This is a genomic window from Azospirillum sp. P4_B5, assembly GCF_056402275.1.
The window spans coordinates 44,930-57,531 of the sequence record NZ_JBFUHT010000005.1 but is presented as its reverse complement, the minus strand read 5'-3'; the positions used below and the strand labels follow the sequence as shown (position 1 = coordinate 57,531).

Sequence of the window (12,602 nt, the reverse complement as noted above, 5' to 3'; positions counted from 1 at the left end):
CGGCGACCCTCAGCGGAGCTTCAGCGTGGACAGGCCGACCAGGGCCAGGATGGAGGCGATGATCCAGAAGCGGATGACCACGGTGGACTCCGCCCATCCCTTCTTCTCGAAGTGATGGTGCAGAGGCGCCATGCGGAACACCCGCTTGCCGGTCAGCTTGAACGAGGCGACCTGGACGATCACCGACACGGTCTCCAGCACGAACAGGCCGCCGATGATCGCCAGCACGATCTCGTGCTTGGTGACCACGCTGACGGCTCCCAGCGCGCCGCCGAGGGCCAGCGAGCCGGTGTCGCCCATGAAGACCATGGCGGGGGGCGCGTTGTACCAGAGGAAACCGATCCCCGCACCGACCAGAGCCCCGCAGAAAACGGCAAGCTCACCAGCACCGGGCACATGGTGGATCTGGAGGTAGTTGGCGAAGATCGCGTTGCCGGTGAGGTAGGCGATCAGGCCGAAGCAGCCCGCCGCGATCATCGTCGGCACGATGGCCAGCCCGTCCAGCCCGTCGGTCAGGTTCACCGCGTTCGACGCCCCGACCATGACGAAGGCGCCGACGGGGATGAAGAACCAGGAAAGCTGGATCAGGAAGTCCTTCACGAAGGGCACGGCCAGACCGCCGGACAGCGGCGGGGCCGACACATACATGATGGCGGCGGCGGCGGAGACGCCGATGATGATCTCCCAGGTCAGGCGGAAGCGGCCCGACAGGCCCTTGGTGTTGCGCTTGGTCAGCTTCAGATAGTCGTCGCCGAAGCCGATCAGCCCGTAGCCGATCGTCACCAGCAGCACGATCCAGGTGTAGGCGTTGGTCAGGTCGACCCACAGCAGCGTGCTGATCGACACGGCGATCAGGATCATCAGGCCGCCCATGGTGGGCGTGCCCTTCTTCTTCATATGGCTTTCCGGCCCGTCGGAGCGGATCGGCTGGCCCTCGCCCTGCTTGCGTTTCAGCCACGCGATCAGACGCGGAAAGAACACGAAGCTGATGACGAGCGCCGTCAGCACCGCGCCCCCCGTCCGGAAGGTCAGATACCGGAACAGGTTGAACGGCGTGAAGACGTCCGCCAGAGGGAAGAGCAGGTTGTAGAGCATCGTGAAGCGGTCAGCCTTTGTGCCCGTGCGCCGCGGTCTGATCCGTGTCAGCCGCGGGCGAGGAGCCGTTGTTGTTCTTTTCGGTTTGTTTGTCGTCTTTGGTGTCCAGGGCGGACAGGGCGTCCACCACCGTCGCCATGCGGCTGCCCAGCGACCCCTTGATCAGCACCACGTCGCCGCCGCGCACCGCGCCGGCCAGGATGGGGGCCAGTTCGGCGCTGGTCTCCGTCCAGGCGCCGCGCTTGGCGGCGGGCAGGCGGTCGAACAGGGCGCGCATGTGCGGACCGCAGGCGTAGACCGCGTCCACATGCGCGGCGCGCAGCGGTTCGGCCAACGCGGCGTGCAGGGCGTCGGCGCGGTCGCCCAGCTCCCGCATGTCGCCCAGCACGGCGAGGCGCCGGCCGCCGGCACCGGGGTCGGTCTTGCCGAGCACCGCGAAGGTCGCGGCCATGGCGGCGGGGCTGGCGTTGTAGCTCTCGTCGATCAGGGTGAAGGCGCCCTGGGCGGCCTGGACGCGCTTGCGCGTGCCGCGGCCCTTCACCGGCGCGATGGTGGACAGCGCGCGCCCCGCGGCGGCGACGTCGGCGCCCAGCGCCTTCACCGCCAGCAGCACGGCGAGGCTGTTCATCACCCAATGCCGGCCGGGCAGCGCCAGGCTGTACTGGATGCGCTCGCCCCGGACGACCGCGGTCACGGCGCTGCAGGTGGCGTGCAGGGAGCAGTCCACCAGACGCGCGTCGGCGTCGGCGTGGGAGCCGAAGCTCCAGATGCGGCTCAGCCCCTGGGTGCGCGCGGCGGCCAGGAGGCGCCCGAAATGCGGGTTGTCGCGGTTCAGCACGGCGACCCCGTTGGGGTTCATGCCCTCGAAGATCTCGGCCTTGGCGTCGGCGATCGCCTCGACGGAGTCGAAGAACTCCAGATGCGCCGCGTCCACCGTGGTGATGACCGCGACGTCGGGCATGACCTGCCGCGACAGGGGCCCGAGCTCGCCGGCGTGGTTCATGCCCAGCTCGAACACGCCGAACTCGCTGTCCTCCGGCATGCGGGCCAGCGACAGGGGCACGCCCCAATGGTTGTTCAGGCTGCCTTCGGTGGCGAAGGTGCGGCCCTGCGCCGACAGGACGTGGCGCAGCGCCTCCTTGGTGCTGGTCTTGCCGACCGAGCCGGTGACGCCCACCACCTTGGCCTGGGTGCGCAGCCGCGCGACGTGGCCGAGATCGCCCAGCGCCGCCAGCGTGTCCTGCTCCACCGCCAGAAGGGAGGCGTCGCCCGGAACGCCGGGCGGCACGGTGCTGACCAGCGCCGCGGCGGCGCCGGCCTCCAGCGCCTTCGCCACGAAGTCGTGCCCGTCGAAGTTCGGCCCCTTGATGGCGACGAACAGGTCGCCCGGCGCCACCTTGCGGCTGTCGATGCTGACCCCGGTCGCCGCCCAGGAGCGCGTCGCCTGACCGCGGGTGGCGGCGGCGGCGTCCTCGGCGGTCCACAGGATGGTCTTGGCCTCGCTCATGCTGCTCCAACCTCCGCCACGGCGGCTCGTGCCTCGGTCGCGTCGTCGAAGGGAAGGACCTCCGTCCCGACGATCTGACCATGCTCATGTCCCTTGCCGGCGATGACCAGGACATCACCGGGCCGGAGGCTGCGGACGGCGGCGCGGATGGCCTCGCGCCGGTCGCCGATCTCCTCAAGGGCCGGGTGGCCCGCCAGGACCTCCTTGCGGATGGCCGCCGGCACCTCGGTGCGCGGGTTGTCGTCGGTGACGATGGCGCGGTCGGCCAGACGGCCGGCCAGCTCCCCCATCACCGGCCGCTTCCCGCGGTCGCGGTCGCCGCCGCACCCGAACACCGCGATCAGGCGGTTCCGGGCGTGCTGCTTCAGCGCCAGCAGCACCGTTTCCAGCGCGTCGGGCGTGTGGGCGAAATCGACATAGACCGCCGCCCCGCAGGGGTGGGTGGCGACGTGCTGCAGGCGCCCCGGCACGCCGTCCAGGCGGGGCAGGGTGGCGAGAGCCTCGTCACGGTCCGCGCCGGAGCCGATCACCAGGCCGAGCGCGCACAGCACGTTCCACGCCTGGAAGCGGCCCGCCAGCGGCAGGTCCACGGTGATGTCGCGGCCCAGGACCGTCAGGTCCAGGCGCTGGCCGTGGGCCAGCGGCTCGACCCCGTTCACCCGGATCTCGCGACCGGCCAGACCGTATCCGAAGACGCGGTGACCGCGCTGTGAACAAATCCCGGCAAGCTCGGCAAAAGTGCCGCTGTCGGCGTTCAGGACGGCGGTTCCCCCATCGGGCAACACCCGTTCGAACAGCATCGCCTTGGCCTGGAGATAGGCCTCCATGGTGCCGTGGTAGTCCAGATGGTCGCGGGTCAGGTTGGTGAAGCCTGCGGCCTTCAGGACCACGCCGTCGAGACGGAACTGCTCCAGCCCGTGGCTGGACGCCTCCATCGCCAGATGCTCGATCCCCTTGTCCTTGACGGCGGCGAGGTCGCGATGAAGCGATACCGGGTCCGGGGTGGTCATCCCGCCGTAATCATCCAGCCCCGGCCCGATCAGCCCCAGCGTCCCCAGGCTGGCCGCCTTCAGGCCCATCAGGTCCCACATCTGGCGGGCGAACTGAACGGTGGAGGTCTTGCCGTTGGTCCCCGTCACCGCCACCACGGTGTCCGGCTGCCGCCCGTGGAAGGCGGCGGCGAGGCGGGCGAAGAGGCGGCGCGGCTGCTCGTCCGCGACCAGCGTCGCGGCGCTGCCGGCGGGCAGGGCGGTCCCGACGGGCGCCACCACCGCGACGGCGCCCTTGGCGAGCGCGTCGGCGATGAAGGCGCGCCCGTCCGCCTTCGCGCCCGGGAGGGCGGCAAAGACGAAACCGGGCCTGACCGCGCGGCTGTCCGCGGTCAACCCGGTCACATTGACGGACGGCACCTCGACGGAGGACGCCGCGTCAGCGGGGCTTGTTGCCAGCAGGTGGGACAGAAGCAACGGTGCTGCCTTTCGGTTGCGCGGGCGGAGGCGGCGGTGCGGGTGGGGTCGTCTGACCGGCGGTGTTGATGTAGGTGGCGTTGATGACGTCGGGGGAAGCCTCGTCCACCGGCTGGACGCCCAGCAGCGGACCGATCTGCTTCACGATCCGGCCGACCGCGGGAGCGGCGACCCAGCCGCCGGTGGCGAAGCCGTAGGTCTTCTTGGTGCCCTTCGGCTCGTCCACCAGGACATAGACGATGTAGCGCGGGTCGTGCATCGGGAAGGCGCCGAGGAACGACGACATGCGGGAGTTCCGGGCATAGCTCCGGCCCTTCTGCTTCTCCGCCGTGCCGGTCTTGCCGCCGACGACGTAGCCTTTGGCGTTGGCCGACTTCGCCGTGCCGTCGGTGACCACGAAGCGGAACAGGCGGCGCATCATCGCCGAGGTCTTCGGGCTGATGACCTGCTCGCCCGGAATCTCGACCGCGGGGTCGCGCTTCAGCAGGGTCGGCGGGTGCAGCACGCCGCCGTTGATGATCGAGGCCGCGGCGTTGACCGTGTGCATCGGGCTGACCGACATGCCGTGGCCGAAGGAGATGGTCATGGTGTTGACCTCCCGCCACGGATTCGGCACCAGCGGCCAGCCATTCTCCGGCAACTCCAGCGAGGTCGGTCGGGTCATGCCCAGCTTGGTCATGAAGGACTTCTGGTGCTGCACGCCCAGCGACATGGCCATGCGCACCGACCCGAGGTTCGACGATTCCTGGAACACCTCCGCCACCGTCAGATTGTGGCGGAACGGGTGGTATTCGCGGATCGTGAAGCGGCCCACCTTGATGTTGTTGATCGTGTCGAAGGTGTCGGAGACGCGGATCTTGCCCGAATCCAGCGACATCGCCGTGTTGAAGATCTTGAAGGTGGAGCCCATTTCGTACACGCCGAGCGTCGCGCGGTTGAACAGCGTGTCCGGGTCAAGTCCCGTCGGGTTGTGCGGGTCGAAGTCGGGCAGCGAGACCATCGACATGACTTCGCCGTTGCGGACATCGTAAATGATGCCGGTGGCGCCGATGGCGCTGAATTCTTCGATCGTCGTCTGCAATTCCTTCTTCAGGATGTGCTGAAGGCGCAGATCGATCGAAAGTTGCAGCGGCTTCGGGTCGGTGGTCAGCCGCTTGTTGAACTGCTGCTCCAGCCCGGCGAGGCCGTTGTTGTCCACGCCGGTGAAGCCGACCAGATGCGAGGTCAGGTTGGAGGCCGGGTAGAAGCGGCGCTCCTCCCGTTCGAAATAGACGCCGGGCAGGCCCAGCCGGAACACCGCCGCCTGCTGCTTGGGCGTCAGGTTGCGCTTGATCCAGACGAACCGCTTGTCGCCGCTGAGCTTGGTCAGCAGATCCTTGTAGTCCAGCTCCGGCAGGGCGGTGGTCAGCTTGCGCGCCACCTCGTCCGGACGGCTCACCAGCTTCGGGTCGGCGTAGAGCGACTGCGTGGCGAGCGAGGTCGCCAGCAGGTTGCCGTTGCGGTCCACGATGTCGGCGCGGTTGACCGGTGGGGCGTCGACCTCCGCGGCCATGCGCGGGCGCGGTTCCGCCGCGTGGTTGAACAGGGTCGCGTCCACCAGCTTCACGCCGATGGCGGTAAAGACCACGGCGACCATGGCCGCGGTCACCATCAACCGGTTCCGGCTCTGCTCCAGCGCGACCGACAGCGACGTCCGCGGCTTGGAAGCCGGGGGCGGAACGCTGTAGGCGCCGTGCGCGGGATCGATGCCGGGCGGCGGAACGCTCATCGGTTGGCTCCGAGACGGGCGACGAGAAGACCGATGCTGTCATGCTGGGCCGGAGCGGCCGGCGGCGGGGCGGCCTGGAAGCCGGCCTGCTGCGGCTGCGGACGGGCCGCGGGCGGCGGCGCCAGCGTCCGCGCGGTGACCGGCGGCTTGGTGGCGATCTCCGTCGGCTTGGTCGTCACCACCGGAGCCGGGGCCGACTTGGCGGCGGAGGGCAGGGGCGAGGGAAGCGGCGGGACCTTGGCCGAGGCCGGCACGATGGCCGAAGGCTTGATCGGGGCCGGCTTGATCGGCGAGGCCGAGGCCGGAATGATCACACCGCCCTGAACGCCGCCCTGAATGATGGCGCCGCCGCCCACGACGCTGTCCCCGGTGGAGGCCGTCGCCACGTTCGGCACCTTGCCCGGCGTCTGGTTGCGGACCATCGGCGGCAGCGGGGCCTCCTCCGGCGCGACGGTGGGGGAGGGGCGCATCGGGACGATGTTCATCGCCACGAACTGGCGCGCCTCGGTCGGCTGCAGCGCCAGATGCTCGCGCGACAGGTTCTCGAGACGGGTCGGGTCGTTCAGGAAGCTCCACTCGGCCTTGAGGACCTGGATGGCCTCCTGCTCCACCATGATCTTGCGGTTGAGCGAGCCCAGCTTTTCCTCCAGCTCCTGAACCTCGTAGCTGGTCTCGAACAGGACGAAGCCAGCGGCGGCGATCAGGCCACCCCAGAAAAGTGCGGATTTGTATTTCATGCCGCCTCCTTGCCGGGCGCCGGATAGGCCGGCGCCGCCGTGCGTTCAGCCGCGCGCAGCCGGGCAGAGCGCGCGCGTGGGTTGCTGTGGGCTTCCTGGTCCGTCGGCACGATGGGCTTGCGCGACAGGAGCCGGAAGGATGGGGAACGCGCGTCCGCTGCAAGGCTCGGCGCGTGTCGGGACGGGGAGGGCGGGGGCGAGGAGCGTTCCTTCAGGAACGTCTTCACTTCCCGGTCCTCCAGCGAATGGAAGGAGACGACGGCGAGGCGGCCGCCGGGCTTCAGCAGCGATTCGGCGGCGGCGAGGCCGCGGCGCAGCTCGCCCAACTCGTCGTTCACATGGATGCGCAGCGCCTGGAAGGTGCGGGTCGCCGGGTCGATGGCGTCGCCCTTCCCCTTCGGCACCACCGACCGCACCACGTCGGCCAGCTGCTTGGTGCGCGCGAAGGGGGTGTCCAGCCGCGCGGCGACGATGGCGCGGGCCACGCGGCGGGCCATGCGCTCCTCGCCGTAATGGAAGACGATGTCGGCCAGCTCGGCCTCGGTGGCGGTGTTCACCACGTCGGCGGCGGTCGGCCCATCGCGTCCCATCCGCATGTCGAGCGGACCGTCGAATCGGAAGGAGAAGCCGCGCTCCGGCTCGTCGATCTGCGGGGAGGAGACGCCGATGTCCAGCGCCACGCCGTCCACCGATTCGACGCCGTGCTCGGCGAGCAGCCGGTCCATGTCGCCGAATCGGCCTTCGACGATCTCCAGCCGGCCCGGATAGGCGAGGGCGAGCCGGCGGCCGCGCTCGATGGCTTCGGGGTCACGGTCGATTCCCCAGACCCGGCAGTCGGCCCGATCGAGAATCGCGCGGGAATAGCCGCCGGCGCCGAAGGTGCCGTCCACATAGACGCCGCCATCGCGCGGGGAGAGCGCGTCCACGACCTCGTTCAGCAGGACGGAGATGTGGGGAGAGGCCGGGGCGGTGGAGACGGGTGTGGGAGTGGTCATGCGCCCTCCCCTCCCCGGTTGGCGGCGGCGCGGGATGCCTTGGCGACGATCTGGCTCAGCGAAATGTCCTTGCGCACGACCTGGTCGCGCAGCGTCTGTTCATGGGCCTTCAAGGCGCCGGGCTCCCAGATCTGGAAGGTCTTGCGGCGGCCGATGAAGGCGGCTTCCTCGTCGATTCCGGCAAATTCGGCCAGTTCCTTGGGCAGGACGATCCGGCCCTCGGTGTCCAGCGAGACGGGGATCAGCTTGCCGAAGATGAAGGTCTCGATCATGTCGCGCTCGTCCGAATCCAGATCGGGGGATTCCAGGCTTTCGGAGAGCACGTCGAGATAATCCTGATCGGCGCCTTCCAGCGCCTGATGATTCAGCGAAGGCCAGAGATAGACGGTGCCGGGAGCCGACGTCTTGGCAAGCGACTGCCGGAACTGCGCCGGGATGGAGCAGCGGCCTTTCCTGTCAACTTTGTTGACGTATGTGGACAGGAAAATGGCCATCGGCCTGACGAACGCCCCCCTTATCCCGTTGCCGGTCCTCGCCGCCGCGAAGCCCTATCCGCTCTTGCCGCTGAACGCGCCCGGTTTGGCTACCTTGGTTGGGTAGTTCCCCCTCCGAACTGGGCTTTCATGGGATAGCATGGGACAGTTTGGGCGTCAACGCCCCCTCCAGTATTCATATGGTGCTGTCAAGACTTTTGGGCCGATGTGTTGCCAGCGTGCAAATAGGTGATCCGAATCGGCGAGAATCGGCAACGTATCAGCGCGCTAATGAGCGATTACGCGGCGTTGCCCCACAGAGTTCGCAGGATGTTCCGTGAGTCCCGCGAATGGTTCCCATCATGTGGCTTTCCATAAAGGCGAATCGCACCCTACGAATGGTATAGCCTGCTGGGGTAACCTACCGAGGCATGGCATGGGACGGCATGGGAATTTGCCCCACAGTTATCCACCGCCTGTGGATGAAGCTGGGGACATCTGTGGACAAGGGGGTGCCATCCCGGTCCCGCGCTGCGGAAAAGGGGTGGTCCGGTGTCCGGAGGTGGTGGGGGTAAACGCCAGATGGCCTGTAAGCCGGGTTTTGTCCTCAGGTTACCCTGATGGATGGCCATTCATCTGGGACGCCGGTTGCCCGGCGCCTCACGCAACCAACCCGGGCGGCGGCGCGGAAACGCGCTTGGCCCCAGACCATCCCATAAGAGATGGCGGGCCGTGCCGCCCCTATTCGGTCTTGCTCCCGGTGGGGTTTACCGTGCCGCCCCTGTTGCCAGGCGCGCGGTGCGCTCTTACCGCACCCTTTCACCCTTACCGCCGGCGCGAGGCCGGTGGCGGTTTGCTCTCTGTGGCACTTTCCCTAGGGTCGCCCCCGCCGGCCGTTAGCCGGCACCGTGTTTCCGTGGAGCCCGGACTTTCCTCCCCCGATCCAAAAGGTCGAAGGCGGCCATCCGGCCATCTGGCGCGGCACTGTGTATAGGGTCGCCGTTCGATTCGCAACTTCGATTCGCAACGGTGTTCGGGGGCGATTCGGATTCTCAGCGCCCGGTCATCCGCAGCAGCGCGCGCAGGCGGCGCAGCGTCTCGGGATCGGAGTCCCCGGTCAGGCGCTCGGGGTGGAAGTGGCGCTGGAAGGACAGCAGAACCCGCGATTCGGCGGCGTCGTACCCATAGCGTCCCAGAAGCGCCGCCACGTCCTCTACAGAATCCGCCGAGTCGTCCGCCGCGGTGGGCTCCGGCCATAGGCCGATTCCACGCGCCGCCAGCCCCGGCCAGTCGAACAGCTCGCCGGGGTCCTCCTTGCGGGCGGGCGCGATGTCGCTGTGGCCGAGCACATCGGCGGGCGCGATTCCATGACGGCCCATGACGTCCAGGCAGAGATCCGCCACGGCGGCCATCTGGGCGGCGGGGAAGGGGCGGTAACCGAACTCGTGCCCCGGATTGACGATCTCGATTCCGATGGATCGGCTGTTCACGTCGGCCCGCCCGCGCCAGGAGGACAGGCCGGCGTGCCAGGCGCGGCGGTCTTCCGGGACATGGGCGTAGACGGCGCCGTCCTCGTCCACCGTGTAGTGGGCGCTGACCTGGGCCTCGGGGTCGCACAGCCGGCTCAGGGCCGACTCGGCGGTGGGCATTCCCGTGTAATGGAGAATCAGCAGCTCCACCCCCACGCCGTCGGGCCGCGGCCCATGGTTGGGGGAGGGACGGTCGATGCATCCGGTGCCCGTGCGCGTCATGGTGTCCTCAGGTCGGGCTTCCTCAGGTCGGATTCGTCACCTTCTCCGCCAGCGCCGTCGGGCGCCGCTTCACGATGACGGCCATGCCGCCCACGGTCAACAGCCCGCCCAGGACCAGCCGGAGCGTGAAGGGATCGTCCATCAGCAGAACGCCGGCCAGCACGCCGAAGACCGGCACGGTCAGCAGGAAGGGCATGGTCTGGTTGACCGAGTATTTGCGCAGCAGCGGGTACCACATCCCATAGGCGCCGATCGTCACGCCCACCGCCATGTAGGCGATGGCGCCCCAGCCCCACAGGGTGGCGTCGGTGAGCGCGGCCATCTGCCCCTCCTCGAACAGGAAGGAGAGCAGGAGCAGCTGCGGGGCGGCGAACAGCGCCATCCAGCCGTTCAGCGCGAAGCCGTCCACCCCGACGATCAGCTTCATTTGGATGCTGGCGACGGCGAAGGCGAAGCTGGCGGCGAGGATCATGAACAGCGGCACCAGCGACCCGGACAACCGCGGCTCGCCCGCGATCACCGCGACGCCCGCGAAGGCGGCGGCCATGCCGGTGGCGCGGCGCCAGCCGAGCTTGTCCTTGAAGACCAGCGCGGCCAGCAGGGAGGAGAAGGGCACCTGCGCCTGCGCGGCCAGCGAGGCGGTGGCCGCGTCGATGCCGTTCAGCCCGGTGAACATCAGCGGGAAATGCACAGTCCCCAGAGTCACCGACAAGATCGCGATGGGCCGCACCGCGCTCCAGGGAATCCGCTTGAAGGGCAGGATCAGCGCCGCCACCGCGAGGAAGCGCAGCGCCATGATGAACAGCGGCGGGAACTCGGCCAGTCCCCATTTGGCGACGACGAAATTCAGGCCCCAGGTCGCCATGACCAGGAGCGCCAGCAGCGAGTCGCGCAGACTCATCCGCGGCCGCCTTCCAGCTCCTCGCGCAGGGCCTCCAGCTCCAGCCAGCGCTCCTCGGCGGCGGCCAGCTCATTCTGTTTCGCCTGCAACCGGTCGGACGTCTTCTGGAACCTGGCGGCGTCGCGGGCGAACAGGTCGGGGTCGGCCAGCGCCGATTCGAGCGTCGCCACCTCGGCGGCCAGCTTGTCCATGCGGGCCGGCAGGTCGTCCAGCTCGCGCTGGTCCTTGTAGCTCAGCTTACCCTTCGGCTTGGCGGCCGCCGGGGCGGCGGCGGGCTTCGCCTTGGCCGGGGCGGCGGCCTTCTCCTTGGGCGGCGGGCGCTGCATCAGATAGTCGGAATAGCCGCCGGGATATTCGGCGATCACGCCGTCCCCCTCCACCGCGATGGTGCTGGTCACCAGACGGTCGAGGAAATCGCGGTCGTGGCTGACCAGCAGCAGCGTGCCCTGATAGTCGCCGAGCACATCCTCCAGCAGGTCCAGCGTGTCCATGTCGAGGTCGTTGGTCGGCTCGTCGAGGATCATCATGTTGCTCGGCCGCGCGAACAGGCGGGCAAGCAGCAGCCGGTTGCGCTCACCGCCCGACAGGGCCTTGACCGGGCTGTCGAGCTGGCGCGTGTCGAACAGGAAGTCGCGCATGTAGCCGGCGACGTGGCGTGGCTGGCCGTTGACCATCACGCTGTCGCCGCCGAAGGGGCACAGCACCTTGCGGATGGTGTCCTCGGGGTCCAGCCCGTCGCGCCGCTGGTCGAAATAGGCGGTTTCCAGGTTGGTGCCCAGCCGGATCGTGCCGCTGTCGGGCTCCATCTGGCCGGTCAGCATCTTCAGCAGGGTGGTCTTGCCGGCGCCGTTCGGTCCGATCAGCCCCACCCGGTCGCCGCGCAGGATGCGGGTGGAGAAATCGTTGACGATGGTCTTGCGGCCGTCCGCCGTGTCGAAGCCCTTCGCGATGTGCTCGGCCTCGATGACCAGCCGGCCGCCGCGCTCGGCCTCGGCGACGGCGAGCTTGGCCTGCTGGCCGCCCTTGATGTGCTCGGCGCGGTCGGTGCGGAGCTGGAGCAGGGCGCGCACGCGGCCCATGTTGCGGGTGCGCCGGGCCGAGATGCCCTCGCGCAGCCACTTCATCTCGCCTTCGATCTTGCGGTTCAGCTTCTGGGCGGCGATCTCCTCCGATTCGAAGACCTCGGCTTGCCAGGTCTCGAACTCGGCGAAGCCGCGGTCGGTGGCGCGCACCGTGCCGCGGTCCAGCCACAGCGTGCGCTTGGCCAGCCGGTTCAGGAAGCTGCGGTCGTGCGAGATCAGCAGCAGCCCGCCGCGGTAGGCCAGCAACTCCTCCTCCAGCCACTCGATGGTGGGCAGGTCGAGGTGGTTGGTCGGCTCGTCCAGCAGCATGACGTCGGGGGCGCCGACCAGCGTGCGGGCCAGCGCCGTGCGCCGCGCCTCGCCGCCCGACAGTGTGTTGGGGTCGAGATGGCCGGGCACCTGGAGCCGGTCCAGCACGGCGTCCACCCGGTGCGTCTCGTCCCGCTCGTCGGCGGGCAGGCCGGCGGCGACGTAGTCGTGGACGGTGGCGCAGCCGGTGAAGTCCGGCTCCTGCGGCAGATAGGCGATGCGGGCGCCGGGCTGGGTGAATACGGTGCCGCCGTCCGGCTGGATCATGCCGGCCAGCACCTTCATCAGCGTCGATTTGCCGGACCCGTTCCGTCCGACCAGACAGGCCTTGTCGCCCCGCCCGATGGACAGGTCGATGGTTTCGAACAGCGGACGGCCGCCGAAGGTGACGGACACGCCCTGGAGCGCGGTGATCGGAGCGGGAGGAGCCATGACCCAACGATACGGTGTGCGGAGGTGTGCTTATATAGCGTGCGGTCCGCAGGCTCGCGACACCCGATTGCGCCGGGGCGGGGATG

At 68.9% G+C, this 12,602-nt stretch carries 10 protein-coding genes and 1 other RNA gene; all 11 read right to left on the bottom strand.

Going from position 1 to position 12,602, the window contains the following annotated elements; genetic code table 11:
* Positions 1-9 precede the first annotated feature (9 nt).
* Positions 10-1,095, bottom strand: a complete 1,086-nt coding sequence (gene mraY, locus AC1DVI_RS05170; protein WP_014241218.1) for a phospho-N-acetylmuramoyl-pentapeptide-transferase — start codon at positions 1,093-1,095, stop codon at positions 10-12.
* A 10-nt stretch (positions 1,096-1,105) separates the two neighbouring features.
* Positions 1,106-2,602, bottom strand: coding sequence for a UDP-N-acetylmuramoylalanyl-D-glutamyl-2,6-diaminopimelate--D-alanyl-D-alanine ligase (locus tag AC1DVI_RS05165; RefSeq protein ID WP_476957018.1), 1,497 nt, complete (start codon positions 2,600-2,602; stop codon positions 1,106-1,108).
* Positions 2,599-4,053 carry a UDP-N-acetylmuramoyl-L-alanyl-D-glutamate--2,6-diaminopimelate ligase gene (locus AC1DVI_RS05160; RefSeq protein ID WP_476957159.1) on the bottom strand — a complete coding sequence of 485 codons (1,455 nt, stop codon included), beginning with the start codon at positions 4,051-4,053 and terminating at the stop codon, positions 2,599-2,601. The genes AC1DVI_RS05165 and AC1DVI_RS05160 overlap by 4 nt, the downstream gene beginning before the upstream one ends.
* On the bottom strand, positions 4,031-5,836 hold the full coding sequence (locus AC1DVI_RS05155; RefSeq protein ID WP_476957017.1) for a peptidoglycan D,D-transpeptidase FtsI family protein: 1,806 nt from the start codon (positions 5,834-5,836) through the stop codon (positions 4,031-4,033). Before AC1DVI_RS05155 ends, AC1DVI_RS05160 begins: the two co-directional genes overlap by 23 nt.
* Entirely contained in the window at positions 5,833-6,573 is a 741-nt protein-coding gene (ftsL, locus tag AC1DVI_RS05150; protein WP_476957016.1) for a cell division protein FtsL, read from the bottom strand. The genes AC1DVI_RS05155 and ftsL overlap by 4 nt, the downstream gene beginning before the upstream one ends.
* A complete protein-coding gene (rsmH, locus tag AC1DVI_RS05145) occupies positions 6,570-7,568 on the bottom strand; it encodes a 16S rRNA (cytosine(1402)-N(4))-methyltransferase RsmH (RefSeq protein WP_476957015.1) in 999 nt (332 codons plus the stop codon). The genes ftsL and rsmH overlap by 4 nt, the downstream gene beginning before the upstream one ends.
* Positions 7,565-8,062, bottom strand: a complete 498-nt coding sequence (locus tag AC1DVI_RS05140) for a division/cell wall cluster transcriptional repressor MraZ (protein ID WP_145622566.1) — start codon at positions 8,060-8,062, stop codon at positions 7,565-7,567. Before AC1DVI_RS05140 ends, rsmH begins: the two co-directional genes overlap by 4 nt.
* 553 nt (positions 8,063-8,615) lie before the next feature.
* An RNA gene (gene rnpB, locus AC1DVI_RS05135) (RNase P RNA component class A) lies at positions 8,616-9,018 on the bottom strand.
* Positions 9,019-9,093: 75 nt separating this feature from the next.
* Positions 9,094-9,792, bottom strand: coding sequence for an N-acetylmuramoyl-L-alanine amidase (locus tag AC1DVI_RS05130; RefSeq protein WP_476957014.1), 699 nt, complete (start codon positions 9,790-9,792; stop codon positions 9,094-9,096).
* A gap of 22 nt (positions 9,793-9,814) precedes the next feature.
* Positions 9,815-10,693, bottom strand: coding sequence for a DMT family transporter (locus AC1DVI_RS05125; protein WP_476957013.1), 879 nt, complete (start codon positions 10,691-10,693; stop codon positions 9,815-9,817).
* The gene (locus tag AC1DVI_RS05120) at positions 10,690-12,516 is read right to left on the bottom strand and encodes an ATP-binding cassette domain-containing protein (protein WP_476957012.1); all 1,827 of its coding nucleotides are present in this window, start codon (positions 12,514-12,516) and stop codon (positions 10,690-10,692) included. Before AC1DVI_RS05120 ends, AC1DVI_RS05125 begins: the two co-directional genes overlap by 4 nt.
* Positions 12,517-12,602 lie beyond the last annotated feature (86 nt).

Excerpts from the sequence above, each read along its gene's own strand:
- AC1DVI_RS05140 (WP_145622566.1), bottom strand. The coding sequence starts at position 8,062 with ATGGCCATTTTCCTGTCCACATACGTCAACAAAGTTGACAGGAAAGGC.
- ftsL (WP_476957016.1), bottom strand. The coding sequence starts at position 6,573 with ATGAAATACAAATCCGCACTTTTCTGGGGTGGCCTGATCGCCGCCGCT.
- mraY (WP_014241218.1), bottom strand. The coding sequence starts at position 1,095 with ATGCTCTACAACCTGCTCTTCCCTCTGGCGGACGTCTTCACGCCGTTC.
- AC1DVI_RS05130 (WP_476957014.1), bottom strand. The coding sequence starts at position 9,792 with ATGACGCGCACGGGCACCGGATGCATCGACCGTCCCTCCCCCAACCAT.
- rsmH (WP_476957015.1), bottom strand. The coding sequence starts at position 7,568 with ATGACCACTCCCACACCCGTCTCCACCGCCCCGGCCTCTCCCCACATC.
- AC1DVI_RS05120 (WP_476957012.1), bottom strand. The coding sequence starts at position 12,516 with ATGGCTCCTCCCGCTCCGATCACCGCGCTCCAGGGCGTGTCCGTCACC.
- AC1DVI_RS05165 (WP_476957018.1), bottom strand. The coding sequence starts at position 2,602 with ATGAGCGAGGCCAAGACCATCCTGTGGACCGCCGAGGACGCCGCCGCC.
- AC1DVI_RS05155 (WP_476957017.1), bottom strand. The coding sequence starts at position 5,836 with ATGAGCGTTCCGCCGCCCGGCATCGATCCCGCGCACGGCGCCTACAGC.
- AC1DVI_RS05125 (WP_476957013.1), bottom strand. The coding sequence starts at position 10,693 with ATGAGTCTGCGCGACTCGCTGCTGGCGCTCCTGGTCATGGCGACCTGG.